Consider the following 25,644-nt stretch of genomic DNA (forward strand, 5'->3'; position numbering starts at 1 on the left):
GATGCCGGAGGCCCTCACCGATAGTCTGTCCGGCCGGAGAGAGCAGGAGCTAGATGGCCTACACGCCACCCTCACCCCACCCACCCCATCGCCCGAAGAAGCGGTCGAAGTCGTCCAACGTGATCACCCTGACGGTCGTCGGCGTCGTCTCGGTCATGGTGGTCGGCTACTGCGCGGTCACCCAGAACGACGACGAGGTCACCGCCGACTGCGTGGACATGAACAACCAGTTCGACGACGGTTCCTACCAGGTGGTCGACGAGGACCTCTGCGACGAGGACGACAACGGCAGCAGTAGCAGCAGCCACTACTACGGCGGTTCGCGCGGCGCCTACCTCTGGTACTACGGCGGCACCCGGATCGGCAGCCGGGTGCGGGCGGGCACCAGCTACCGCCCCTCGGACGTCGGCATCAAGTCCCGCGCCGGCCGTGAGATCCAGCGAGGCGGCTTCGGCAGCTTCCGCAGCGGAGGCAGCTGACCCGTGCGGCGCGAGCGAGGCACGCCCAGGGACGACTGGGAGAAGACGATCGAGGGCCAGGGGCTCGCCTACCACCGCGCGGCCCACCCCGAAGGCCTGAGCAGGCCCTACTGGGACGAGTCCGTGCACTACGCCTTCTCCATGGCGGAGGTGGAGTCGCTGGAGGAGCAGGTCGAGGAGCTGCACGGCATGTGCCTGAGCGCCGCCGAGCACGTGGTCGCCGCGGGCCGCTTGGCCGACTTCGCCATCCCCGAGTGGGCCGCCGCCGACGTGGCGCGCTCCTGGGAGCGCCGTGACCCGCACCTGTACGCCCGCTTCGACCTGCGCTACGACGGCACCGGCCCGGCCAAGCTGCTGGAGTACAACGCCGACACGCCGACCTCGCTGCTGGAGTCGTCGGTCGTGCAGTGGTTCTGGCTGAAGGACACCCACCCCGGCGACGACCAGTGGAACTCCATCCACGAGCGGCTCATCGACCGCTGGCGGGAGCTGCCGTTGCCGCCAGGACCCACCCACTTCGCCTGGACCAACCGGGACGAGTCCGGCGAGGAGGCGATGACGCTCGCGTACCTCCAGGAGACCGCCGAGCAGGCCGGCCGGCAGACCGTCGCGGTCGCCATGGAGGACATCGGCTGGGACGCGCTCAACCGCCGTTTCGTCGACGTCGAAGAGCGCATGATCCGCTCGGCGTTCAAGCTCTACCCGTGGGAGTGGATGCTGGCCGAGCCGTTCGGGCGGCACGCGGTACGCCACGGCACCTGGATCGAGCCGCTGTGGAAGGCGCTGCTGTCCAACAAGGCGCTGCTGGCCGTGCTGTGGGAGCTGTTCCCCGGCCATCCCAACCTGCTGCCGGCCTATCTCGACGGCCCCCGCGACCTGACCTCCTACATCGCCAAGCCGCTGCTCGGCCGGGAGGGCGCCTCCATGCGGATCGTCACCCCGTCCGGCGGTCAGGAGACGCCCGGCTCCTACGGCCAGGAGGGCTACGTCTTCCAGGGCTTCGAGGCGCTGCCCGACTTCGACGGGCAGCGGCCCGTGCTGGGCGCCTGGATGATCGCCGACGAGGCCGCGGGGCTGGGCATCAGGGAGACCACCGGCTTGATCACCGACGACACCTCGTCCTTCGTACCTCACCGAATCGAGCAATCATGAACGCCCTCCTGGAGATCCTCGTCCGCGGCGCGGGCGCCATCGCCTCCTACGCCGCCGTCGGCGTGATCCTGCTGATCGTCGGCTTCTACGTGATCGACCTCGCCACGCCCGGCAGGCTGAGCGAGGTCATCCGGACCGACCGCAATCCCAACGCCACGCTGCTGGCGGCCTCGGCGATGGCCGCGATCGGGCTGATCGTGGCGGCCTCCATCTGGTCCTCCGGCGGGCGGCTGGCCGAGGGCCTGGCGGGCACGGCGGTGTTCGGCCTGGTCGGCATCGTGGTGCAGACCCTGGCGATGCTGCTGTTCGACCGGGTGGTGGGCATCTCGGTGCGTGACCTGGTCAAGGAGCCCGAGCTGCAGCCGGGCGCCCGCCTGCTGGCGGTCACCCACGTGGCGATCGGCCTGATAACCGCCGTCGCGGTCATCTAGCCGGACCTGGCACTCTAGAAGGCGTGACAGACCGGACCCGGGAGGACACCACTCGCAGGCTCGAGCGCGCCATGGGCTCGCTCGGCACGGCGGCCATGTCCCGTATGGACGAGCAGTTGCCGTGGTTTCGCGCGCTCAGCGCCGAGGATCGCTCATGGGTGGGCCTGGTGGCGCAGGCCGGGATCGCCGCGTTCGTGGAGTGGTTCCAGCACGCGGGCGAGGACCGGCCCACGCCCAGCATCGAGTTCTTCGGCACCGCGCCGCGCGAGCTGAAGCGCTCCATCTCGCTGCAGCAGACCGTCGACATCGTCAGGGTCGTCGTCCAGGTGGTGGAGGCGCAGACCGACGAGCTGGCCGCGCCCGGCGGCGGGGACCAGCTCCAGCAGGCCATGCTCCGCTACACCCGCGACGTGGCCTTCGCCGCCGCGCACGTCTACGCCCGCGAGGCCGAGGCCCGAGGGTCCTGGGACGCCAGGCTGGAGGCGCTGATCGTGGACGCGCTGGTCCGCGGCGAGGTCGACGACGGCCTGCACTCCTGGGCGGCGGCGCTCGGCTGGACGTCCTCCCCGGTGGTGGTCATCGCCGGTCACGCCCCCGAGGGCGACCCGCGCGCGGTGATCGACGGGCTGCGTGAGCGCGGCCGCCGCATCGGCATGGACCTGCTCGCCGGGGTGCAGGCCGACCGGCTGATCGTGATCGTGGGCGGCGCCACCAGCGTCGACGACGCGGCCAAGCAGGTCGTGGCCCGCTTCGGCGAGGGCCCGATCGTCATCGGCCCTGAGGTGCCCGACCTGCACGCCGCCGCCCGCTCGGCCAGGGCCGCGCTGGCCGGGCTGCAGGCCGCCTCCGGCTGGCCGGACGCCCCGCGCCCGGTGGACGCCGAGGACCTGCTGGCGGAGCGGGCGCTCAACGGCGACACCGACGCCCGCGAGCAGCTCATCGAGAACGTCCATCTGCCGCTGGCCGGCACCCCGCTGCTCGATACGCTGGCCACCTACCTGGAGCAGGGCACCTCGCTGGAGGCCACCGCGCGGCTGCTGTTCGTGCACCCGAACACGGTCCGCTATCGGCTCAAGAAGATCACCGAGCTGACCGGCTATCAGCCGACGGAGGGCCGCTCGGCCTTCACCCTCCAGGTGGGGCTCATCCTGGGCAGGCTCGCCGAGAGCGCGGAGACCTGGCGGACGCTAACGTAACAGCGCCGAAACTCACATTGTGGGCTTCCTACAAATCACCCCGGACAAAGTTCGTTCAGATCTTCATCAGCGTGTCGGACATCTACAGGGCAGGGTTAAGTACGTGCTTGTACTCGTCGCGCCAGGCCAGGGCGCCCAAACTCCCGGCTTTCTCACACCGTGGCTTGAGCTGCCCGGTCTCGCCGACCGGCTGTCCGCCTGGTCCGACGTCGCCGGCCTGGACCTGATCGCCTACGGCACGACCGCCGGGGCCGACGAGATCCGCGACACCGCGATCGCCCAGCCGCTGCTGGTCGCCGCCGCGCTGGCCTCGGCCGAGGCGCTCGGCGTGACCCCCGGCCTGCTCGCCGGTCACAGTGTCGGCGAGTTCGCCACGGCGGCCCTGGCCGGGGTGCTGACCCCGGAGCAGGCGCTGACCCTGGTGCGCGAGCGCGGCCAGGCCATGGCCAAGGCCGCCGGGGTCACCCCGACCGGCATGACGGCGGTGCTGGGCGGCGTCGAGGCCGACGTGCTCGCCGCGCTCGACAAGCACGGGCTGACGCCCGCCAACGTCAACGGCGCCGGGCAGATCGTCGCCGGCGGCACGCTGGAGCAGCTGGCCGCGTTCAAGGACGACGCGCCCGCCCGTGCCCGCCTGATCCCGCTGTCCGTGGCGGGCGCCTTCCACACCGTCCACATGGCCCCGGCGGTCGACCAGCTGCGCGAGGCCGCCCAGCAGGTCCAGCCCGCCGACCCGCGGGTCAAGCTGCTCTCCAACGCCGACGGTCAGGTCGTGACCGACGGCGCTGAGCTCATGCGCCGCCTGGTCAACCAGGTGAGCAGTCCCGTCAGGTGGGACGCCTGCATGACCTCCATGGCCGATCTCGGTGTCACCGCGATGATCGAGTTGCTGCCCGGCGGCACTCTGACCGGGCTGGCCAAGCGTGGCCTGCGCGGGGTGCGTACCGTGGCACTCAAGACCCCAGATGATCTCGATGCCGCCAGGGAGCTGACCCCGTGAGGATTCTCGACACCGCACCCGGTGCGAAGGTGCTGGCACTCGGCCACTACCAGCCCTCCAAGGTCGTCACCAACGACGACCTTGCCAAGACCATGGACACCAACGACGAGTGGATCCAGTCACGGGTCGGCATCAAGGAGCGCCGGGTCGCCGACGGAGAGAGCCTTGTCGACATGGCCACCCAGGCGGGCGGCAAGGCGCTGGCCGCCAGCGGCCTGTCCGCGGCCGACATCGACCTGGTGATCGTGGCGACCTGCACGCTGGAGAGCCAGATCCCCAACTCCTCCGCCGTCGTGGCGCACCGCCTCGGCATCGACTCCCCCGGCGCGTTCGACGTGAACGCGGCCTGCTCCGGCTTCTGCTACGCGCTGGCCGCCGCCGACTCCGCCGTCCGCGGCGGCTCGGCCAAGCACGTGCTCGTCATCGGCGCGGAAAAGCTCTCGCAGTGGCTCGACTGGACCGACCGGTCGACCGCCGTGATCTTCGCCGACGGCGCCGGCGCCGCGGTGGTGGGCCCCTCCGACACGCCGGGCATCGGCCCCGTCGTCTGGGGCAGCTCGGGTGACAAGTACGAGGCCATCCGGATCCCCGACCGCCACGGCTCACTGGGCCAGGAGGGCCAGACGGTGTTCCGGTGGGCCACCACCGCGCTGCACCCGGTCGCCAAGCTGGCCTGCGAGCGCGCGGGCGTGGATCCGTCCGAGCTGGCCGCCTTCATCCCGCACCAGGCCAACCTGCGCATCATCGAGTCCATCGCGCGCAAGCTGGGCGCCGACAACGCCGTCGTCGCCCGCGACATCGTCACGGCCGGCAACACCTCCGCCGCGTCCATCCCGCTCGCGCTCTCGCGCATGCTGGAGCGCGGCGAGATCCGTTCGGGCGGGCTCGCGCTCATCCTCGGCTTCGGCGCCGGCCTGACCTATGCGGGACAGGTCATCGAGATTCCATAGGATCGCGTACGGCACACGCGCCGTACGCATGTCACAGCTTGTACGGCGAAGCCGTGCAGAACCCAGAAAAAACTAAGGAGAACTAGGACATGGCTGCCACCGAGCAGGACATCCTCGAGGGCCTCGGCAAGATCATCAACGAGATCACCGGCATTCCCGCCACCGAGGTCACCCCCGAGAAGAGCTTCGTGGACGACCTCGACATCGACTCCCTGTCCATGGTCGAGATCGCCGTGGCCGCCCAGGACGAGTTCGGCGTCGAGATCCCTGACGACCAGCTCAAGAACCTGAAGACGGTCAAGGACGTCCTCACCTTCATCCAGAACTAAGTCCCTGCCTACTGATCGACAAGGAGTGCGAAACGTGAGTGCAAACCGGGTACGTGTCGTCGTCACCGGGCTCGGCGCGACGACGCCCGTCGGTGGAGACGTCAACTCGTCCTGGTCGGCGCTCCTCGCCGGTCAGTCGGGCGTCAGGACTCTCACCGAGGACTGGATCGACACCGTCCCCGTGACGTTCGCGGGGACGGCCGCGGTCGACCCCGCCGAGGTGCTGCCGCGGCCCGAGTCACGACGTCTCGACCGCAGTGAGCAGTTCGCCATGGTCGCCGCGCGTGAGGCGTGGCAGGACGCGGGTGCGCCCGAGGTGGCGCCGGAGCGGCTGGGCGTCGTCGTGTCCAGCGGCATCGGCGGCATCAACACCACCCTGTCCGCCTACGACACCTACAAGGAGCGCGGCTGGAACCGGCTGTCGCCCTTCACGGTGCCGATGCTCATGCCCAACGGCCCCGCCGCCTGGATCGGCCTCGACCTGGGCGCCCAGGCGGGGGTGCACGCCACCGTGTCCGCCTGCGCCTCCGGCGCCGAGGCCATCGGCTACGCGATGGACATGATCAGGGCCGGCCGGGCCGACGTGGTGGTCGCCGGCGGCACCGAAGCCGCCATCCACGGCCTCAACGTGGCGGCCTTCGCCGCCGCCCGCGCCATGTCCACCCGCAACGACGACCCGCAGGGCGCTTCGCGGCCCTGGGACCGCGACCGTGACGGGTTCGTGCTCGGCGAGGGCGCCGGCATCCTGGTGCTGGAGTCCGAGGAGTACGCCAAGGCCCGCGGCGCGCGGATCTACGCCTACGCCAGCGGTGTCGGCTACTCGGCCGACTCCTTCCACATCACCAAGCCCGAGCCCGAGGGCCGCGGCATCAGCATGGCGATGACGCACGCGCTCACCGACGCCGAGCTCACCGGCCGGGACATCAAGCACGTCAACGCGCACGCCACCTCGACGCCCGCCGGGGACGTCATCGAGGTGCAGGCCGTGGCCAAGGCCATCGGCGCGCACCCGCTGGTGACCTCGACCAAGTCCATGACCGGCCACCTGCTGGGCGGCGCGGGCGGCATCGAGTCCGTCTTCACCGTCAAGTCGCTCCAGGAGCGCATCGTCCCCGCCACCATCAACCTCGACACCATCGATGACGGCATCGAAGTGGATCTCGTCCACGGCGCGAACCGCACGCTGCCCGATGGTGACATCGCCGCGGTCAACAACTCCTTCGGCTTCGGCGGCCACAACGTGACCGTCGTGTTCAAGGGCGCATAAGGTCCGCGCTCGGCGACCGGACCGGCCCGCCGACGACCCGCTGCGGCTCGGCGGCTGCCTCGACGCCACGTCCGCCGAGAAAGCCGCTCGCTTCGTCCGTATGTGTGACGCTCTCGGAGTGCCGTTGGTTGTCCTTGTGGACGTTCCGGGTTATCTGCCGGGGCGCCGGCCAGGAGCGCCGCTCCGGAGGAGGAGCGGCCCGGGCTGGAGCAGCGGCTCGCCAGGGAGCACGAGAAGCCGGCGGGCGGGCTCGCCCGTGCGCGGGATCTGGGCGTGATCGACGAGGTCATCGAGCCGGTGGAGACCCGCGGCGCGATCGCCAAGGTCCTCGCCCAGGCCACCCCCGCCAGGGGCGCGCACGGGAACATCCCCCTGTGACCCAGTGACACGAAGGGCCCCGCACCGTGAGGTGCGGGGCCCTTTCGCATAGGCGGGCTCGGGCTGTCGCGGGCTCGGGTCGTCGTCGCGGGCCCGGGTATCGCTGGCCCGGCTGGTCGCTGGCCCGGCTGGTCGCTGGCCCGGGTGGTCGCGGGTTCGGGTGGTCGCGGTCGAGGGGCGCACCTCAGACGGCGGCGTGCAGCCAGCGGACGGGAGCGCCGTCGCCCGCGTAGCGGAACGGCTCCAGCTCCTCGTCCCACGGCTTGCCGAGCAGTTTGTCCAGCTCGTCCTCCAGCACGGAGCGCCCCTGGGCGGCCGTCAGCATCACGGCGCGCAGCCGATCCTCGGGGATCAGGATGTCGCCCCCGGCACCGATGACCGCGCTGAAGGCGCCGAGCGTCGGCGTGTAGGCATGCCGGGAGCCGTCGACGCCCGGCGAGGCGTCCTCGGTGATCTCGAACCGGATGCGCTGCCAGCCCATGAGGGAGGAGGTGATGGCCGCCGCGATGCCCGGCCGGCCTTCCCACTCCGCCTGCGCCCGCACCACATTGGGCGCCGCGGGTTGCGGGGTCCAGGTCAGGTCCACGGGCACGCCTAGAACACCCGCGACCGCCCATTCGATATGAGGGCACAGCGCGGGCTGAGCCGAGTGGACGTAGAGCACGCCACGAGCAGACACCGGACCTCCCGATTCGGTACGAGGTGCGCCTTCCCCAACGGCCTCGTCCTGGGATGATCACAAGTGACTAGGGAGAGACTACCGTCGGTTGTAATCGGAAACCAGTGCACGGCCATACCAAGTTGGTGCGCGTGTGGCATGTGACAGCCGAGCCGGCTGGGAAAGATACCCGCTCATGGACATCGAACGAGCCGGCGAGGCGCTCATCCGCCCAGGCCAGATCCTGACGGACCGCAGCGCCCTGTCGGCCGCCGCACGCTGGACCCAGGCGGTCTCGGAGGCCGACGGCGTCTGCGTGATCCACCTGACGTCCGGGGTGGACCCGTGCGAGATCACCAGGGAGCTGCGCGAGCACGGTTTCCGGGCCTCGCCCAACCACGTCTTCGCCGGGCAGCCCCTGTTCTTCGGCGGCCCGGCGACCAGGCCCTTCCCCTGCCCGCCCATCTCCCACCGGCCGGGCAGGGCCAGGTCCCAGGTGGTGGTGGGGCTGGTCGACTCCGGCGTGGCCGCGCACCGGTGGTGGTCCGACAGCGACTGGTACGCCCGGACCAGCGCCGAGGACGCCGACGCGACCGAGGGCTCGCAGGCCGGGCACGGCACCTTCCTGGCGGGCCTGCTCGTCCGCGGGGCGCCCGGCGTGTCGCTGCGGGTGAGCCGGGTGCTCGACGGCGACGGGGTGGGCGACGAGGCGAGCGTGGTCCGGGCGCTGCACCGGATGCGCGACCGGCCGCCGCAGGTGCTCAACCTGTCCTTCGGCGGCCACACCTTCGACGGCAGGCCGCCGCCGCTGCTGGCCGACGCGCTCGCCGAGCTGACGGACACGGTGGCCGTCGCGTGCGCCGGCAACACGGCCTCGGACCGGCCCTTCTACCCCGCCGCGCTGGCCGGCACGATCGCGGTGGGCGCCGTGGACCACACGCTCGAACGCCGGGCCCCGTTCTCGGCCCACGGCTCGTGGGTGGACGCCTGTGCCCCCGGCGAGTGGCTGACGAGCAGCTTCCTGGAGCGCGGCGAGTTCGCCGGGTACGCCTCCTGGAGCGGCACGTCGTTCGCCACGGCCATCGTCGCGGGGGCCATCGCCGACGCCGCGCGGGACCTGCCGGCCAAGGAGGCGGCGCTGCGGGTGCTCGACCCCCAGGTCACCCGGCAAATTCCCGATCTGGGAGTTCTCGTCCCGTCGAATCTGTAGAGTTTACGCTCAGTCCCCAGACGATCACGGGGAGGCAGATTCGCCTCGCCGTGCGGGTCGGAAAGGAGGCCGTATGCAGGACCCACGCGATCCAGCGGAGCTGCTCTCAGCCGCGGCCGACGGCGACCAGCTCGCCTGGGACGAGCTCGAGTCCAGGTTCGGCCCGCGGATGTGGGCGGTGGCCCGCGCGTGCGGGCTGAACGAGGCGGACGCGGCGGACGCGGTTCAGGGCGCCTGGCTGCGCCTGCTGGAGCATCTCCACAGCATCAGGGAGCCCGCGCTGGTCGGCGCCTGGCTCGCGACGACCACCCGGCGCGAAGCGATCCTGCTGGTGCGCAAGACGCCGCCGGCCGCCGGCTTCGAGCTCGGCGACGCCCCCGACCCGGCGTCCGCCGTGCTGGAGGCCGACGGCAACCGCCTGCTCTGGCAGACGGTCTCCGCCCTGCAGGAGCCGTGCCGCACCCTGCTCCACCTCGTCGCGACCGACCTCGGCAGCCGTCAGATGGCCCTGCGGCTGGGCGTCCCCGTCGGTAGCGTCGGCCCGACCAGGGCCCGGTGCCTGGAAAAACTGCGCACCCTGATCTCACTACAGGAGACGGTGCAATGATCAACGACGAATACTTCCTGGCGGCCCTCAGGCTCGCCTCCGGCAACGATCCGATCCCGGGCCACGTGTCCGCCGCGGCCCGGGACGTCTTCGAGCTGCGGGTGCCTCGGGCGGTGACCGCGATGCCCGCCGAGGGCGCCACCGCTCGTGGCGTGCGCGGAGCGGACGGCCCGCGCACGGTCCGGTTCGTCGCCGCCGGGCTCACCTTCGACCTGGAGGTGACCGTGGGCGACGGGCTCATCGACGTGGTCGGCCAGGTGTTCCCGACCCCCTGCGAGGGCAGTCACGTCGACGTCCGCACCCCGCACCTGACGCTCACCAGGAGCCTGGCCGACAGCGGCCAGTTCGCGGCCACCGGCCTGCCACCCGGCTGGCTCAGCGTGGTCTGTCACCGCCCCGGTCAGGAGCCCGTCCAGACCAGGTGGGTGCGCGTCCGCCCGTGAACGACCCGGCCGGGCCGCGCCTGCCCGCCGTACCACCAACCGAGGCACACATGGCGACACCGGACAAGCACCGACCGCCCGGCCGTTCCCCGGACGCCACCCTGCTCGTACGGGCCGCGGAGATGGCCGTCCTGCGGTCGGTGGTGGATCCCGCGCAGGCCCTCGACGCCGGCCGTACCATCCTGCACGCGGCCGAGGCGGCCGGCGCCACCGAGGCGGAGGTGGTGGCGCTGCGGGCCATGGCGCTGGCGGCGCGTGAGCTCGGCGATCTGCCCGGCGCGGAGGAGCATCTCAGGCAGGCCATCCGCACCGTGGGCGCGCCCGCCGAGCGGCGGGCGCAGGCCAGGCTCTCGCTGGTGACGGTCCGCACCGAGCGCGGCCATCCCCTCCAGGCGCTCCGGGTCGCCGCCCTCGCCTGGGCCTACCTGTCGCCGCTCGACCGCGCCAAGCTCGACACCCAGCGGGCCGTCGCCCTGGCCCACCTCGGGCGCTACCAGGAGGCCATCGCCTCCTGCGACCGGGCGCTGCGGGCCCTCGCCGCCGCCCCCGGCACCGTCGACGACCGCAGGTTCCTGGCCGGCGGCCTGCTCAACCGCGGCCTGGTGCACGCCTACCGAGGCGACTGGGACGACGCCATGCGCGACATCGGCGCCTGCCTGGAGATCTCCCGGCACGCCGGGCTCCGCCACCTGACCCGCCTGGCCGCCGCCAATCTGCCCTTTCTCGCGGTACGGCGCGGCGACGTCAGCGGCGCCTTCACCCACTACCGCGCGGCCGAGGACACCCTGTTCGGCTATCCCGAGCGGCTGGCCACGATGCGCGCCGACTTCGCCGCCGCGCTGCTGGCCGCCCACCTGCCGGGCGAGGCCAGGGCTCTGCTGAGCCTGGCCGTACCCGACCTGGACAGGACCGGCGCGCACACGGCGCTGGCCGAGGCGCGGCTGAAGCTGGCCCAGGTGGAGCTGCTCACCGGTGACCCGCACGAGGCGATGACGGTGGCCGAGCGGGCCATGCGGGAGCTGTCGGCGCAGGATCGGCGGGCGTGGCTACCGCTGGCCAGGGAGGTCGTGCTGCGGGCCAGGCTCGCTCTGGAGCCGCCGACCGCCGCCCTGCTGGCCGAGTTGATCAAATGCGCGAGCGAGCTGGAGGACACCGCCAACGCGGCGGAGGCGGCCGCGCTGCGGCTGGTGGCGGCGGAGACCGCGCTGGCCGTCGACGACCATCCGGCCGCTTCGGCCCAGCTCGCCCGGCTCACGGCGCACGCCAGGCGGTGCGAGCCCCGGGCTCCCGCCGGCACCCGGCTGACGTCTCTGCTCGCCGACTCGCACGCCGGCCGCCTGGCCCAGGCCGCGCAGGTGCCGGGTCCCGTACGCCAGCACGCGCTCGCGCTGGAGGCGGCGCTGCAGGAGGACGTCGCGGCGGCGTTCCGGGCGGTTCGCGAGGGGCTGGCCGAGGTGGGCGACCAGGCCGACGCCTTCGACGACCCGGCGCTGCGCGCGCACGCCGTCAGGGCGGGCGAGCGGCTGGCGGCCTTCGGGCTGCGGCTCGCGGTACGCGACGGGGGCGCGGAGGAGGTGTTCGAGTGGGCCGAACGCTGGCGGGCGGTGGCCGCTCCCGCGCACGCCTGCTCCCCCGCGGGCCTCGGCCAGGTGCGTGCCGCGCTGGGCCGGGCCGCGCTGGTGGAGTTCGTCCCCGACGGTGAGTCGCTGGTCGCCGTCGTGATCACCGATGAGCGGGTGGTGCTGCGGCGGCTCGGCGCGCTGCTGCCGGTCACCGAGGCGCTCATCCGCCTGCGCTACTCACTACGCCGCGCCACCCTCCGCGACGGCCTCCTCACCGAAGACCCACCCGCCGAACCCCTCGAATCTCCCGCCGGCGGAGTCGCCGGGCATCCCACCGACGGGATCACCGGGGACCCGACTGACGGAGGTGCCGGGGAGCCTGCTGGCGGGAGTACCGGGGATCCGACTGACGGAGGTGCCGGGGAGCCTGCTGGCGGGAGTACCGGCGAGCCGGGCGGCGGGGGTGTCGACGAGCCGCTGAGCGTGCGTCATACGGCTGAGCCGGCCGCTGCGTTGGAGCGGTTGTTGCTGGGGCCCATCGGCGATGAGATCGGGGACCGGCCGCTGGTTCTGGTGCCCACCGGGGCGCTGCACACGTTGCCCTGGGCCACGCTGCCCAGCCTGCGCGAGCGGCCGGTGAGTGTGGCCGCGAGCGCCGCCGCCTGGCTGGGCGCCACCCGCCGGGCACCCGTCACCGAACCGAGCACGGTGATCGCGGCGGTCGGGCCGGGCCTCGCGCACGCCCGCGAGGAGGTCGATCGGGTGCTCGCCTGCCATCCGCGCGGGCGTGAGGTGCCGGCGCGGACCGGCCCGGTGCTGGCCGCGCTGCAGTCCGCCGACGTGCTGCACCTGGCGGCGCACGGGGTGTTCCACGCGCGCAGCCCGCTGCTGTCCAGCATCACGCTGGACGACGGCCCGCTGATGGCCTACGACCTGCTGGGCATGGCCCAGGCGGCCAGGCTCGTCGTGCTGTCGTCGTGCGACTCCGGGATGGCGCGCACGCCCACCGACGGCGCGCCGCTCGGGCTGGCCGGTACGTTCCTGACCCGGGGCGCGGCATGCGTGGTCGCCGGGCTGGTGCCGGTGCGCGACGAGGACGCGCTGGCCCTGATGATCCGCTTCCACGAGCTGCTCGCGGCGGGCCACGCCCCGGCCACGGCGCTGGCGTACGCCTCGGCCAAGACCGGGGTGCTGGGGTTCGTCTGCTTCGGGGCGGGCGATCAGCCGGTGGCGACCGGCCTTGCGGAGTCGGCGACCCAGTTGGACCAGGAGCCCACGTAGAGGGCGGCGGGCCGGCCCGCCACCTCCAGGGCGAGCACCTCGTGGGCGGCCGTCACGCCGGATCCGCAGTAGGCGCCGGTCGGGACGCCCTCGCCCACCCCCAGCTCGGTGAAGCGGGCCCGCAGCGTCTCCGGCGGCAGGAACCTGCCGTCGCTGCCGACGTTGGCGGTAGTGGGCGCGCTGACCGCACCGGGGATGTGGCCGGCCACCGGGTCGATCGGCTCCACCTCGCCCCGGTAGCGCTCCTCGGCCCGGGCGTCGAGCAGCACGCCGGACGCGGCCAGCGCCGCCGCCTCGTCCGCGTCGAGCATCGGCATCCCGCCCGGGACGGCGGTGAAGTCGCCGGGCGCGAGCTCGGGCTCCTCCTTGGTGACCGGCAGGCCGGCGGCGATCCAGGCCCCCAGACCGCCGTCGAGCACGCGTACGTCCTGATGCCCGTAGTAGCGCAGCACCCACCAGGCGCGGGCGGCGGCCATCGCGCCCGAGTCGTCGTAGACCACCACCGGCCGCCCGCCGGACACGCCCAGCCGCCGCATCGCCTCCTCGAACGCGGCCGCGTCCGGCAGCGGATGGCGACCGGCCGCTCCGGGCGCGGCGGTCAGGTCGGCGTCGAGGTCGCAGAAGGCGGCGCCGGGCAGGTGCCCCTCCCGGTACATGCCGATCCCGGGCGGCCCGCCGAGCCGCCAGCGCACGTCGAGCACGCTCGCGCCGTCGAGCGAGGCGGCCAGGTCGTCCGGGGTGATCAGCGGGCTCATCGGGTGGATACCTCCAGAAGTGGCACGTGCTGCTCGGCCATGGTCATCGAGCCGTGGTAGCCGGTGAACAGGGCCTCGATCGGATGCGCGGCAGGGGCGATGATGGCCAGATCCGTGTAGGGCACCGCGATGACGTCGCCGATGCGGCCCAGCCAGTCGGCGCGCACCCGGGGTCCGAACCAGCCGGACTCGACCGCCTCCTGCCGGGAGACCACCCAGGCGCGGCCGCGCAGCACCTCGCTCCAGGCGTCGAACACCTCCTCGGCGGCGTCCGGCTCGGCGTAGACGTGCCGGGCCCTGGCCTCGCCGCCCAGCATGGCGACCCCGCGCATCAGCTCGGGCGTCGCCTCGGCGTCGAGCTTGTCGACGGCGTTGACCATGCCGTGGTCGGCCGTCACGAACAGTGCGGTGCCCGGCGGCAGGCCCTCGGCCAGCCGCTCGGCCATGGCGTCCACGATCGCGAGCTGCCGCAGCCACTCCGGGCTGCCCCAGCCCGTCAGGTGTCCGGTGGCGTCGAGATCGCCGTAATAGACGGTGACGTGTGCTCGCGGGCGGGCCAGCTCGGCGAGGGTCCGCGCCACCCGTTCGTCCACCGTCTCGGCGCCCACATAGCGGACCCCGCGATAGACGGCCTCGGTCAGCCCGGTGCCCTCGTAGGCGGCGGGCGCGACGTAGACGGGCTCGATCCCCGCCGTCGCGGCCCGTTCGTAGACCGTCGCGCTCGGCTGCCACTCCTTGGGATCCATCGCCATCCCGGTCCAGCGCAGGCAGTTGAACAGCCGTCCGGCGCCGGGCACCGCGAGCATCAGGCCCATCATCCCGTGCTCCCCCGGCGACAGGCCGGTGCCGAGCGAGCACAGGCTCGTGACGGTGGTCGCGGGGAAGCCGGCGGTCAGCGTCCGGCCGGCGATGGCGGCCAGGAACGGCGCCGTGTCGGCATGCGCGCGCAGCAACTCCGCGCCGAGTCCGTCCACGATGAACAGGCAGGTGCGCTCGGCGGGCGCGATGGCCAGCGCATTGGGCTCGTCCAGGCCCAGCGCCGCCAGGAGGGAGCGGGCGAGATCGGACAGCGCCGCCCCGCCGTACGCGGGCACCAGCGGTCCGGTCTCCATGGCCCGATCCTATCCGCCCGCCCCCGCCCCGGCCATGCGCGCGAACCCGCTCAGGTCGTACGTCCGGACCCCGGGATCCCGGCCCGGCGGGGTGGGCGGCGAGTCGTCCACCCCGATCCGGGCCTCAGTGGGCGGCGAGTCGTCCACGTCGATCCGGGGCCTCAGTGGGCGGCGGTGGCCTCGGACAGGGCCTTGGCGAACGACAGGACGTGCGCGACCGCCTCCGGGCCGTCGGCGGCCTCGCTGACGCGCAGGGAGAGGTCGTCGGCGGTGATGGCGCCGGTGTAGCCGTGGTCGGCCTCGCAGTTCTCGTCGCCGCAGGTCGCGGGCTCCAGATCCACGTGGGAGATGGCGCCCCAGCCGATCGTGAGCGTCACCTCCGTCGGAGGGACGCCGGGCACGTAGGAGGCGGGTTCGGGAACCACCCGGGTGACCGCCACCGACTGGATCCGGCTGAGCCGGACCGCCTCCGACGTGGTGGAGGCGTGCGCGGTGGACACGCCCTCCACGGCCGGGTGCTCGTCGGTGTGACAGACCAGGAGCCTCGAGGTGGACAGAACCAGGACGGTGACGTGCCTGCGCACCTCCATGGCGGGATCGAAGGTGGCCTCGTGGTGGACCACGAACGCGGTCACGGCCTCCTTGCCCAGCGCGGATTCGACCGCATCGGAGACGAGGTCGGGATAGTAGCCGCTGCGCTCGATGGCTTCACGCAGGCCCGCGGCTGAGACTCGGGTTTCCCTCATGGACCCAGTTTGCCAGGGCGACACAGTGCAACCACCCGCCGGACATAACGCTCTATAACGTCTTTTAACCTGACGAAAACCTGCCTCGGTTGGGGCGGGGGCTCTCGCCCAGCCTGCGCGGACCGCCGTCGAGGCGGGGGCCGGGCGGGGTGCGCAGGGTGGCCCGCGCGTCCAGGACGATCACTCCGGACTCCCCCACCAGCACCTGGTCCAGGTCGAGCCGGCCCAGCTCGGGCAGGTCGTGGCCCAGGCGGCTCACCCTGGTCAGGAGGTCTTCCAGGGCGTCAACCGCGACGGGTGGGTAGCCGTACTCGCCGAACAGCAGGGGCGCGGCGCGTACGGACCGCACCAGAGCGGCGGCGTCCTCGCGGGTGAGGGGAGCCAGGCGGAAGCCCTGGTCGAGCAGCAGGCGGGCGGTCACCTCGCCCAGCCCGAACGACACGACCGGCCCGAACGCGGGGTCCTCGATGACGCTCACCACCGTGGGCACGGCGGGCTGCGGGGCCATCCGCTGGACGGCCAGCTCCACATCGTCGCCGAACTGCTGGGCGAACTCGGCGTAGGCGTGCCGGACGCTCTCGGCGTTCGGCAGGCCGAGCCGGACGGTGCCGGCGCGGCGTGAGGCGTCGGGGCCGGCCACCTTGAGCACCGCCGGCCACCCGAGCCGCTCGGCGGCGACGACCGCCTCGTCCGGTGAGCGCACCACCTCGGCGGGCCAGACGGTGACGCCGTAGCGGGCGAGCAGCTCGGCGGCGTCGATCCGCACCGGCGGCCCCGCCTCGGCGAACAGGGGCGCCCCCGCGGACTCCGTGGAGGGGACCGCCGCATACTCCGCCGGCGGTCGTACGGAATCCGCGGCGGCCTCGCCTCCATGGCCCTGAGCTGGAGCGGCGCCCGGAGCAGGGGCGCCCGAAACGGGGGCGTCCTGAGCGGGGGCGTCCTGAGCGGGGGCGTCCGAAGTGTCGGCGGGCGCCGGGGTCTGGCCGTCGGTGGCGGGGCCTGTCTCGGGTCGCGTGGGAGGCAGGGCGGCGGCGCCTGCCGTCAGCGCTTCGTGGACGAGGGCGCGGGCGCCGGCCGTGTCGAGGTCGTCGAGGTCCGGCGGCGGGACGACGGGACGGGCGCGCCAGGTGGCGTAGCGGACCGCCAGGGCCAGCGCCCTGACCGCCTCTTCCGGCGCGGCGTAGGACGGGATGGAGCCGCGGGCCGGGACCGGGCCGCCGGTCTGCAGGCAGGGATGCATGCCGAGATGGCCCTGGAAGGTGGCGAGCACGGGCTTGGCCGAGCCTCGCGAGATCTCCAGGAGCCCGGCGGCCACGGCGGTGGTGTCGCCGGGGATGGGCGGCATGTAGATGACGACCGCCGCGTCGACCTCGGGTGAGGCCAGCTCGTCCGCGAGTGCCGTACAGAATTCCGAGGCTTCCGCGGTGGCGCCGAGGTTGACCGGAGGGCGGGGCTCCAGCCCCGCCGCGAGGCACCCGTCGGCGGCGAGCAGGCCGAGCGCGTCGGAGTTGGTGATCAGGGCGACGCGCGGGCCGGCGGGCAGCGGCTGGTAGGCCAGGAGCTGACCGACGTCGAAGAGCTGGATGAGGTCGTCGACCCGGATCAGCCCGGCCTGCTCGAACAGGGAGCTGATCGCCGAGTCGGGCAGGCCGAGCTCCTCGGCGGAGTGCCCGGCCGGGGTGCCGCCGCTCTTGACCACCACGATCGGCTTGGACCGGGCGATGCGCCTGGCCAGCCGGGTGAACTTGCGCGGGTTGCCGAGCGATTCGAGGTAGAGCAGGATCACCTCGGTCGAGGCGTCCTCCTCCCAGTACTGCAGCAGGTCATTGCCCGACACGTCGGCCCGGTTGCCCGCGGAGACGAACGACGAGATGCCCATCCCGCGCTCCTTGACCCGCTGGAGCAGCGCGGTGCCGAGCGCGCCCGACTGGCTGAAGAAGCCCACCCGGCCCCTGCCGGGCACGGTGGCGGCGAGGGTGGCGTTGAGTTTGACGGCGGGGTCGGTGTTGGCGATGCCGAGACAGTTGGGGCCGACCACGCGCAGGCCGTAGGAGCGGGCGATGCGGGCCAGCTCGTCCTGTCTGTCCCGGCCCGCCTCGCCCGTCTCGCCGAACCCGGAGGAGAGCACGACCAGGCCGTGTACGCCCTTCTCGGCGCACTCCTTGACCACGTCGAGCACGCCCTCGGCGGGCACGGCGACGACGGCCAGGTCCACCTCGTCGTCGATGGCCGTCACGCTCGGGTAGGCGCGCACGCCCGCCATGGCGCGCACCTCGCGGTGCACCGGGTAGACGGGGCCGGTGAAGTCGGCGGCGAGCAGGTTGCGCAGCGCGGTGTGGCCGACGCCGCCCGGCTCGCGGGAGGCGCCGATGACGGCGACCGAGCCGGGGGTGAGCAGCCTGGCGATCGAGCGGGCCTCGGCCCGGTGCTCGCGCGCGGTGGTCACCTCGGTGGCGGTCTCGGTGGGGGTCAGGTCAAGAGTCATGCGTACGACGCCGTCGGCGAAGTGGGTCTCGGCTGTGTAACCGGCCTGGCGCAGCACGCCCATCATCTTCATGTTGGCGGGCAGCACGTCGGCGACGAACCGTTCGACGCCCCGCTCGCGGGCGGTGGCGGCCAGGTGTTCGAGCAGCACTGAGGCCACTCCCCTGCCCTGGTGGGCGTCCTCCACGAGGAAGGCCACCTCCCCCTCGCCCGGCCCGGTCCTGTCGTAGCGGATGACCGCGACCATCTCGGTGCCGATGGTGGCGATGAGCGCCACCCGGCTGAGGTAGTCGACGTTGGTGAACCACGCGACCTCCCGGTCCGACAGCCGCGGCCGCGGCCCGAAGAACCGGAAATAGATCGACTCGTCGGACAGCCGGGAGTAGAAGGCGCGCAGGCGGTCGGCGTCCGCGGGCCTGATCGGACGCACGTGCGCGGTGCCACCGTCGGCCAGGACGACGTCGGCTTCCCAGTGGGCCGGATATTGTGCCTCCACAGTCACGAGCGTAAACCCGCATCCCACATGCCAAGAATTCCGGGGCGTATTGGGCAACGCTTGTGCATCGACTCAGGCCTGGTGTCCCGGGTCCGCCCCACGAGCAGCCCGGAAGCTGTTAGTTTTGCCGTGGCCAGGCTCGATCCGAAGGCAGCAAGGTGGTGGCATCATGACGCGGGTCGTCGTGGTGGGCGATCTCATGACCGACGCGGTCGCTCGCGCCCGTTATGCGCTTGCCCGTGCGAGCGACACCCCGGCGATCGTGACCATGCATGGTGGCGGCTCCGGGGCCAACATCGCCTCGTGGCTCGCGGTCGAGGGCTCCGAAGTGGCCTTCATCGGCCGCAGGGGCGCCGACATCACCGGGCGCAACCGCGACATGGAGCTGATGGGCTATGGCGTGGACGCCAGGCTCGTCATGGATCCTGAGCGGCCGACCGGCACTTGCGTGGTGCTCGTCACGCACAAGGGTGAGCGGACCATGCTGTCCGATCCCGGCGCCAACGCCGCGCTCCTGCCGGAGGATCTGCCGCGCGACCTGTTCAGCAATGGCGGCGGGCACCTGCATCTGTCCGGCTACACGCTGATCAACGAAGGCTCCCGGGACGCCGGCCTGGCCGCGCTCGACATGGCGCACCACTCCGGCATGTCGATCTCCGTCGACTGCGCCTCCTCCGCGCCTCTTGAGCGTACGGGGGCCGAGCCGTTCCTGGAGTGGACCAGTGGCGCCAAGCTGCTGTTCGCCAACATCGACCAGGCCAAGGTGCTGACCGGCCGGGACGACCCCGAGGCGGCCGCCAAGGTGCTGACGGCGTGGTTCCCGCAGGTCGTCATCAAGATGACCGCCGAGGGCGCGCTGTGGTTCGGCAACGGCCGGCCGGAGCCGGTCCGGGCGCCGGCCGAGCCGGTGGACCGGATCGTGGACGGCACGGGCGCGGGCGACGCGTTCTGCGCCGGCTTCCTGCCGCCGTGGCTGGCGGGCAAGCCGCCGGCCGAGGCCCTGGCCTCCGGGTGCAGCCTGGCGTCCAAGGCGATCGTGCATCTGGGAGCGCGTCCGCGCCTCTAGTGCCGGCTTTTCGATGGTGGGATCTCCGGGTTTGACCCACTGAAGGAGCTGGATGGCGGGCTCGCGTCCGTTACGACCAGGCGACCCTGGGTCGGTTGGTTCCTACACACTGACCGCCTTCCTGGGTGAGGGTGGCCAAGGCAGCGTCTACCTGGGCACTTCCTCTTCCGGCGAGCGGGTGGCGATCAAGCTGCTGCACTCCAGGCTCGACGACGACGCCGCCGCCGTACGGCGGTTCCGGCGGGTGGCCGAGTTCCGCACGGCCCGGGTGCTGGAGGTCGGCGCGGTCGACACCCAGCCGTACATCATCAGCGAGTACGTCGACGGGCCGTCGCTGCAGCACCAGGTCACGCCGAAGGACCGCTGCGTGGCCGGGCCGCCGCCAACGTGCACGTCAGCCCGGTCTACGGCGGCTACGACCTGGTGGCGATGGGCAGCAACTGATCAGGACGTGGTGGCCAGGGCCAGTGGCAGGACCGCGGGGGCGCCCGCGTGCCGGATCAGGGCGGCGGCGAGCGTCATGGTCCAGCCGGTGTCGATCCGGTCGTCTATGAGCAGCACCGGCCCGCCGCACGCGGCCACCGCGGCGCCCACGTCCTTGGGCATGGCCAGGGTCCCCCTGACCGCCTGGACCCGCTTGGCGCTGTTGAACTGCTGTCCGGGCGGTCCCGCCCGATAGCCGAGCTCCCCCAGGTAGGTGAGCCGGCCGACCTGGGCCAGCCGTTCGGCGAAGCCACGGACGAGCTGGGGCCGCGTCGAGGAGGGCACGCTGACGACGCCCACCGGCCGCTCCCGCCAGTCCCAGGCGGACAGCACCTGCACCACGGCCTTGAACATGTCGTCGGGCATCGGCCCGTCGGGAGCGTTGAACAGCTCCCGCAGCCGGTTGCCCCAGCCGATGTCGGTCAGCCGGCCCAGCGCCCTGCCCTGCTCGGCGCCGAGGTCTGGCTTGATCCGGCCGGACAGGTCGGACAGCCCGGTCGGCCACTGCCTGCGCGCCTCGACGTCGACGCCCGGCCTGCTCAGCCGCTCGCGGGCGCTCTCCACGGCCGGGGCCGCGATCTGCGCCGAGCGGTGCCTGCCGGTGCAGTTGTCGCAGCGCCCGCACGGCTTGGCGGCCTCGTCGTCGAGCCGCTTGCGGAGGTATTCCTCACGGCACTCGGTCGTCGTCAGATAGCCGAGCATGGCGTCCTGCTCGGCCTTGCGCTCGCCGGCGATGCGGGAGTAGCGCTCGGCGTCGTAGTCCCACGGCCGGCCGGTCGCCTCCCAGCCGCCCTTGACCCGGCGCACCGCGCCGTCGACGTCGAGGACCTTGAGCATCATCTCCAGGCGGTTGCGGCTCAGGTCGACGGCCGTCTCCAGCGCCTGGGTGGACATCAGGCCCCGCTCCTCCAGCGCCTGCAGCACGGCCCTGACCACCGGCTCCGGCGGGAAGGCGAGCGAGGTGAAGTAGGCCCAGATCTCGCGGTCCTCGGTGCCCGGCAGCAGGATCACCTCGGCCCGCTCCACGCCGCGCCCGGCCCGGCCGACCTGCTGGTAGTAGGCGACCGGCGACTGCGGGGCGCCGACGTGCACGACGAACCCGAGGTCGGGCTTGTCGAAGCCCATGCCGAGGGCGCTGGTGGCCACCAGCGCTTTGATCTTGTTGTTGAGCAGGGCCTCCTCGGCCTCCAGCCGTTCGGCCGGGTCGGTCTGCCCGGAGTAGGCGGCCACCTCGTGCCCCTGCTCGCGCAGGTAGCCGGCGATCTCGTGGGCGGCGGCCACGGTCAGGGTGTAGACGATGCCGGATCCGGGCAGCTCGCGCAGCGTCTGCGCCAGCCAGGCCAGGCGCTGCTCCGCCGTCGGGAGTCGTACGACACTCAGGTGGAGGCTTTCGCGCTCCAGCGCGCCGCGCAGGACCAGCGTGTCCTCGCCCATCTGCTCGGCCACGTCGCGGGTGACGCGGGCGTTGGCCGTTGCGGTGGTGGCCAGCACCGGGATGCCGGGCGGCAGCTCCTCGAACAGGGTGGCGAGCCTGCGGTAGTCGGGCCGGAAGTCGTGGCCCCAGTCGGAGATGCAGTGGGCCTCGTCGACGACGACCAGCCCGGCGCTCTCGGCCAGCTCGGGCAGCACGTTGTCGCGGAAGTCGGGGTTGTTGAGCCGCTCGGGGCTGACCAGCAGCACGTCGATCTCCCCCTCGGCCACCTGGGCGTAGACGTCCTCCCACGCCTCGGGGTTGGCGGAGTTGATCGTGACGGCCTTGATGCCGGCGCGCTCGGCGGCGGCGATCTGGTTGCGCATGAGGGCCAGCAGGGGCGAGATGATGACGGTGGGCCCCTCGTCCAGCTCGCGCAGCAGGGCGGTGGCCACGAAGTAGACGGCGGACTTGCCCCAGCCGGTGCGCTGCACGACCAGCACCCGGCTCCGCTCGACGACGAGGGCCTCGATGGCCTTCCACTGATCCTCGCGGAGCTTGGCGTGGTCACCGGCCAGCGCACGCAGCCGGGCTTCGGCCTGTTCGCGCAGCATCGCCGCGTCCGGGGCTTCAATCATGCGTCCTTGTTACCAGGTTCCCCCGACGTTTCGCGCCAGTCGCGGGCCGATCAGCTGTCGGCGTGCTCGGGGAAGGCGTTGACGGTGACCCGGTGCATGCGGCGGCGTTCTGTGTAGTCGGCCACCGCGTAGTGCTGGGTGGGGCGGTTGTCCCAGAAGGCCAGGGTGCCGACCTGCCAGCGGAGCCTGACCTGATACTCCGGCGAGCGGATGTGGTCGATGAGCAGCGGCAGCAGCGCCTCGTTCTCGCGGTCCGTCAGGCCGACCAGGCGGGTGGTCGAGGCGCGGTTCACGAACAGCGCCTTGCGCCCGGTCTCGGCGTGCACGCGGACCACCGGGCGCTCGAGCGGCGGCACCCGCTTCTGGACTTCGTCCAAGTCGAACGGGTGCCCCTTGGCGATCGCCTTCTTCATCGAGGCCGTGATGTCGTGCACCGCGGTCAGCTCGTCGCACAGGCGCTGGATGGAGGGCGAGAGCGCCTCGTAGGCCAGGTAGGTGTTGGCCCAGCAGGTGTCGCCGCCCACGCTGGGGAGCTGGACGCAGCGCAGCAGTGAGCCCATCGGCGGGGGCGACTCGAAGGTGTTGTCGCTGTGCCACTCGTCCGCGCCCTCGTTCTTGGGCGAGGTCTGGTCGAGCACGTGGATGGGGCTGGCGGCGTCCCTCTTGAACGCCGGATGGTTCAGGGTGCCGAAGTTGAGCGCGAACTGCAGGTGCTGCTCGTCGTCGATGTGCTGGTCGCGAAAGAACAGCACCAGGTGTTTCAGCCAGCCCTGGCGCAGGATGTGGACCTCTTCCTGAGCCAGCGGTTTGCGCAGATCGACCCCGGTGACCTCGGCGCCGATGTGCTTCGTCACGGGATGGAACTCGATCATGACGCCTCCGTGGGGGCAGCGAGAAGGGAGCCTCTCCGGCAACGTAACGCCCAAGCAATTGCTTGGTCAAGATGTCTGGATCGGCGTTGAAGTCGCGGGCACCCAACTCTCTTCGGCACAATGTTCGACATGGCCCGACGCACGACTGCACCCCCGCCCGAGGACTTCGAGGAGCGGATCGTCGATATCGACGTCTCCTCGGAGATGCGCACGAGCTTTCTCGAGTACGCCTATTCGGTGATCTACCAGCGAGCGCTGCCCGACGCTCGCGACGGGCTCAAACCGGTGCAGCGTCGCATCCTCTACTCGATGAGTGAGATGGGACTGCGCCCCGACCGGGGGCACGTCAAGTCCTCGCGCGTCGTCGGCGACGTGATGGGCAAGCTCCACCCGCACGGCGACACCGCGATCTACGACGCTCTGGTGCGCCTGGCGCAGCCGTTCTCCATGCGGCTGCCCCTGGTCGACGGCCACGGCAACTTCGGCTCGCCCGACGACCTGCCGGCCGCCATGCGCTACACCGAGGCCAGGCTGGCCCCGGCGGCGATGCTCATGGTGGAGTCGCTCGACGAGGACACCGTCGGCTTCAAACCCAACTACGACGGCCAGGAGACCGAGCCCACGGTCATGCCGTCGGCGTTCCCCAACCTGCTGGTCAACGGCACCACCGGCATCGCGGTCGGCATGGCCACCAACATGGCGCCGCACAACCTCGTCGAGGTCATCGCCGCCGCCCGTCACCTGATCAAGAAGCCGGACGCGACGCTCGACGAGCTGATGAAGTACGTTCCGGGCCCCGACCTGCCGACCGGCGGCACCATCACCGGCCTGCAGGGCGTCCGCGACGCCTACGAGAGCGGCCGCGGCACCTTCCGCATGCGGGCCAAGTGCGCGGTGGAGCAGATCACGCCGCGCCGCAAGGGCATCATCGTCACCGAGCTGCCCTACAACGTCGGCCCCGAGCGCGTCGTCACCAAGATCAAGGAATTGGTGACCAGCAAGAAGCTGCAGGGCATCGCCGACCTCAAGGACCTCACCGACCGGCACAAGGGCCTGCGCCTGGTCATCGAGATCAAGAACGGCTTCATCCCCGAGGCCGTGCTCGACGAGCTCTACCGCCTGACGCCGATGGAGGAGACCTTCGGCATCAACAACGTCGCCCTGGTCGACGGCGAGCCCCGCACGCTGGGCCTGCGCGAGTTGCTTCAGGTCTACGTGGACCACCGGATCGAGGTCGTCCGCCGCCGTTCCGAATACCGCAGGCGCAAGCGCGAGGAGCGGCTGCACCTGGTCGACGGCCTGATCGTCGCGCTGCTCAACATCGACGAGGTCATCCAGGTCATCCGCTCCTCGGACGACTCCGGCCAGGCCCGCACCCGCCTGATGGAGGTCTTCAACCTCACCGACATCCAGGCCGCCTACATCCTCGACACGCCGCTGCGCCGCCTGACCCGCTACGACAAGCTGGAGCTCGACCGCGAGAAGGAGACGCTGACCGAGGAGATCGCCGCGCTGACGGCCATCCTGTCGTCGGAGACCCGGCTGCGTCAGGTCGTCTCGGGCGAGCTGGCCGAGGTGTCGAAGAAGTACGGCACGCCGCGCCGTACCGTGCTGCTGGAGGCGTCCGGCGCCACCCGCACCGCCACGGTGACGCTGCAGGTGGCCGACGACCCGTGCCTGGCGCTGCTGTCGTCCACCGGCCTGCTGGCCCGCACGCCCGACGCCTCACCGCTGCCGGGCGAGGGCGACCGCACGGCGCACGACGTGCTCGTCTCCGTGGTCCGCACGACGGTCAGAGGCGAGGTCGGGGTGGTGACGTCCCTGGGCCGGCTGATCCGCGTGCAGGTGGTCGACCTGCCGACCCTGCCGCCCTCGGCCAACCCGCCGTCGCTGTCCGGCGGCCATCCGGTGGCGGAGTACGTCTCCCTTCAGCCTGACGAGACGGTGATCGGCCTGGGCTCGCTCGATCCCGACAGCCCGGGACTGGCGATCGGCACCGCCCAGGGCATCGTCAAACGCGTGGTGCCGGATTACCCGGCCAACCGCGACGACTTCGAAGTGATCACCCTCAAGGACGGCGACACCGTGGTGGGCGCGGCCGAGCTCGACTCCGAGGACCACGACCTGGTGTTCATCACCTCCGACGCCCAGCTCCTGCGCTTCCAGGCCGCCCTGGTCAGGCCGCAGGGCAGGCCGGCGGGCGGCATGGCGGGCATCCGCCTCGACGGCGGGGCGCGGGTGGTCTGGTTCGGCGTGGTCGATCCGGCCCGTCCCGGCGTGGTGGTCACGGTGGCCGGCTCGTCCACCGCCCTGCCCGGCACCCAGGTGGGCGGCGGCAAGGTCTCCGACTACGCCGAATACCCCGCCAAGGGCCGGGCCACGGGCGGGGTGCGTACCCAGCGGTTCCTCAAGGGAGAGGACGTGCTGCTGCTCGCCTGGGCGGGGCCCGCGCCCGCCAAGGCGATCTCGTCGGTGGGCAAGCCGGTGCCGCTGCCGGACGAGGTCGGCCGCCGGGACGGCTCCGGCGTGCGCCTCACGCACACCATCGGCGCGATCGGCGGCGCCCTCGCCGGTGGTTCCGGCACTCCGGCCGAAGCACCGCCCGCCCCCCAGGAGGACGGCCAGGACTGACCCAAGC

23 protein-coding genes and 1 pseudogene are annotated in these 25,644 nt (G+C 72.3%); 15 read left to right on the forward strand and 9 right to left on the reverse strand.

Annotation, left to right across the window (positions count from 1 at the left end; genetic code table 11):
• The first annotated feature begins 53 nt into the window (after positions 1-53).
• From IEY87_RS23585 to IEY87_RS23625, 9 genes and pseudogenes are all read left to right on the forward strand, one after another.
• Positions 54-479, forward strand: coding sequence for a hypothetical protein (locus tag IEY87_RS23585; RefSeq protein ID WP_225277538.1), 426 nt, complete (start codon positions 54-56; stop codon positions 477-479).
• Between the two features lie 3 nt (positions 480-482).
• Positions 483-1,631 (forward strand): glutathionylspermidine synthase family protein, encoded by a 1,149-nt coding sequence (locus tag IEY87_RS23590; RefSeq protein ID WP_189140923.1) that lies wholly within the window; start codon positions 483-485, stop codon positions 1,629-1,631.
• On the forward strand, positions 1,628-2,062 hold the full coding sequence (locus IEY87_RS23595) for a DUF350 domain-containing protein (protein ID WP_189140924.1): 435 nt from the start codon (positions 1,628-1,630) through the stop codon (positions 2,060-2,062). The genes IEY87_RS23590 and IEY87_RS23595 overlap by 4 nt, the downstream gene beginning before the upstream one ends.
• Positions 2,063-2,133: 71 nt before the next feature.
• Positions 2,134-3,258, forward strand: a complete 1,125-nt coding sequence (locus tag IEY87_RS23600; protein WP_189141099.1) for a PucR family transcriptional regulator — start codon at positions 2,134-2,136, stop codon at positions 3,256-3,258.
• Positions 3,259-3,361: 103 nt separating this feature from the next.
• Positions 3,362-4,258 (forward strand): ACP S-malonyltransferase, encoded by an 897-nt coding sequence (locus tag IEY87_RS23605; RefSeq protein ID WP_189140925.1) that lies wholly within the window; start codon positions 3,362-3,364, stop codon positions 4,256-4,258.
• Complete coding sequence (locus tag IEY87_RS23610) at positions 4,255-5,208, forward strand: beta-ketoacyl-ACP synthase III (RefSeq protein WP_189140926.1); 954 nt, start codon at positions 4,255-4,257, stop codon at positions 5,206-5,208. Before IEY87_RS23605 ends, IEY87_RS23610 begins: the two co-directional genes overlap by 4 nt.
• Positions 5,209-5,297: 89 nt before the next feature.
• On the forward strand, positions 5,298-5,537 hold the full coding sequence (locus IEY87_RS23615) for an acyl carrier protein (RefSeq protein WP_189140927.1): 240 nt from the start codon (positions 5,298-5,300) through the stop codon (positions 5,535-5,537).
• Between the two features lie 34 nt (positions 5,538-5,571).
• Positions 5,572-6,804: a beta-ketoacyl-ACP synthase II gene (fabF, locus tag IEY87_RS23620; protein ID WP_189140928.1), complete on the forward strand. Its 1,233-nt coding sequence runs from the start codon at positions 5,572-5,574 to the stop codon at positions 6,802-6,804.
• A gap of 28 nt (positions 6,805-6,832) precedes the next feature.
• Positions 6,833-7,182 (forward strand): annotated as a pseudogene (locus tag IEY87_RS23625) (carboxyl transferase domain-containing protein); the annotation flags it as partial.
• A 184-nt stretch (positions 7,183-7,366) separates the two neighbouring features.
• On the opposite strand, the gene IEY87_RS23630 reads toward IEY87_RS23625, so the two are convergent.
• Positions 7,367-7,861: a DUF3145 domain-containing protein gene (locus IEY87_RS23630; RefSeq protein WP_189140929.1), complete on the reverse strand. Its 495-nt coding sequence runs from the start codon at positions 7,859-7,861 to the stop codon at positions 7,367-7,369.
• 175 nt (positions 7,862-8,036) lie between these two features.
• On the opposite strand from IEY87_RS23630, the gene IEY87_RS23635 reads away from it, so the two are divergent.
• The 4 genes from IEY87_RS23635 to IEY87_RS23650 all read left to right on the forward strand — a co-directional run bounded on the left by IEY87_RS23635 (position 8,037) and on the right by IEY87_RS23650 (position 12,943).
• Positions 8,037-9,050, forward strand: a complete 1,014-nt coding sequence (locus tag IEY87_RS23635) for a S8 family peptidase (RefSeq protein ID WP_189140930.1) — start codon at positions 8,037-8,039, stop codon at positions 9,048-9,050.
• A 73-nt stretch (positions 9,051-9,123) separates the two neighbouring features.
• Positions 9,124-9,657 (forward strand): RNA polymerase sigma factor, encoded by a 534-nt coding sequence (locus IEY87_RS23640; RefSeq protein WP_189140931.1) that lies wholly within the window; start codon positions 9,124-9,126, stop codon positions 9,655-9,657.
• Positions 9,654-10,100, forward strand: coding sequence for a hypothetical protein (locus tag IEY87_RS23645; RefSeq protein WP_189140932.1), 447 nt, complete (start codon positions 9,654-9,656; stop codon positions 10,098-10,100). Before IEY87_RS23640 ends, IEY87_RS23645 begins: the two co-directional genes overlap by 4 nt.
• Positions 10,101-10,150: 50 nt before the next feature.
• Entirely contained in the window at positions 10,151-12,943 is a 2,793-nt protein-coding gene (locus IEY87_RS23650; RefSeq protein ID WP_189140933.1) for a CHAT domain-containing protein, read from the forward strand.
• Here IEY87_RS23650 and IEY87_RS23655 read toward each other — a convergent pair.
• The 5 genes from IEY87_RS23655 to IEY87_RS23675 form a co-directional block, all read right to left on the reverse strand.
• The gene (locus IEY87_RS23655; RefSeq protein ID WP_189140934.1) at positions 12,883-13,698 is read right to left on the reverse strand and encodes a sulfurtransferase; all 816 of its coding nucleotides are present in this window, start codon (positions 13,696-13,698) and stop codon (positions 12,883-12,885) included. The two genes, IEY87_RS23650 and IEY87_RS23655, sit on opposite strands and share 61 nt — an antisense overlap.
• Complete coding sequence (locus tag IEY87_RS23660) at positions 13,695-14,810, reverse strand: alkaline phosphatase family protein (protein WP_189140935.1); 1,116 nt, start codon at positions 14,808-14,810, stop codon at positions 13,695-13,697. The genes IEY87_RS23655 and IEY87_RS23660 overlap by 4 nt, the downstream gene beginning before the upstream one ends.
• A 9-nt stretch (positions 14,811-14,819) precedes the next feature.
• Complete coding sequence (locus tag IEY87_RS23665) at positions 14,820-14,957, reverse strand: hypothetical protein (protein WP_189140936.1); 138 nt, start codon at positions 14,955-14,957, stop codon at positions 14,820-14,822.
• A gap of 14 nt (positions 14,958-14,971) precedes the next feature.
• Positions 14,972-15,556, reverse strand: coding sequence for a DUF5998 family protein (locus IEY87_RS23670; RefSeq protein WP_189140937.1), 585 nt, complete (start codon positions 15,554-15,556; stop codon positions 14,972-14,974).
• 64 nt (positions 15,557-15,620) lie between these two features.
• The gene (locus IEY87_RS23675; protein ID WP_189140938.1) at positions 15,621-18,536 is read right to left on the reverse strand and encodes a GNAT family N-acetyltransferase; all 2,916 of its coding nucleotides are present in this window, start codon (positions 18,534-18,536) and stop codon (positions 15,621-15,623) included.
• A gap of 169 nt (positions 18,537-18,705) precedes the next feature.
• Here IEY87_RS23675 and IEY87_RS23680 point away from each other — a divergent pair, with 169 nt between their 5' ends.
• The gene (locus IEY87_RS23680) at positions 18,706-19,602 is read left to right on the forward strand and encodes a carbohydrate kinase family protein (RefSeq protein ID WP_189140939.1); all 897 of its coding nucleotides are present in this window, start codon (positions 18,706-18,708) and stop codon (positions 19,600-19,602) included.
• Between the two features lie 147 nt (positions 19,603-19,749).
• Here IEY87_RS23680 and IEY87_RS23685 read toward each other — a convergent pair whose 3' ends face one another.
• The 3 genes from IEY87_RS23685 to IEY87_RS23695 are packed head-to-tail and all read right to left on the reverse strand — an operon-like array spanning position 19,750 to position 23,006.
• The gene (locus IEY87_RS23685; protein WP_189140940.1) at positions 19,750-19,995 is read right to left on the reverse strand and encodes a hypothetical protein; all 246 of its coding nucleotides are present in this window, start codon (positions 19,993-19,995) and stop codon (positions 19,750-19,752) included.
• Between the two features lie 51 nt (positions 19,996-20,046).
• Positions 20,047-22,134, reverse strand: a complete 2,088-nt coding sequence (locus tag IEY87_RS23690) for a RecQ family ATP-dependent DNA helicase (RefSeq protein ID WP_225277537.1) — start codon at positions 22,132-22,134, stop codon at positions 20,047-20,049.
• A gap of 50 nt (positions 22,135-22,184) precedes the next feature.
• Positions 22,185-23,006: a TauD/TfdA dioxygenase family protein gene (locus IEY87_RS23695; RefSeq protein ID WP_189140941.1), complete on the reverse strand. Its 822-nt coding sequence runs from the start codon at positions 23,004-23,006 to the stop codon at positions 22,185-22,187.
• 120 nt (positions 23,007-23,126) lie between these two features.
• Here IEY87_RS23695 and IEY87_RS23700 point away from each other — a divergent pair, with 120 nt between their 5' ends.
• Positions 23,127-25,637, forward strand: a complete 2,511-nt coding sequence (locus tag IEY87_RS23700) for a DNA gyrase/topoisomerase IV subunit A (RefSeq protein WP_225277536.1) — start codon at positions 23,127-23,129, stop codon at positions 25,635-25,637.
• Positions 25,638-25,644: the final 7 nt, after the last annotated feature.

It is taken from the genome of Nonomuraea glycinis, assembly GCF_014646515.1.
GTDB lineage: Bacteria > Actinomycetota > Actinomycetes > Streptosporangiales > Streptosporangiaceae > Nonomuraea > Nonomuraea glycinis.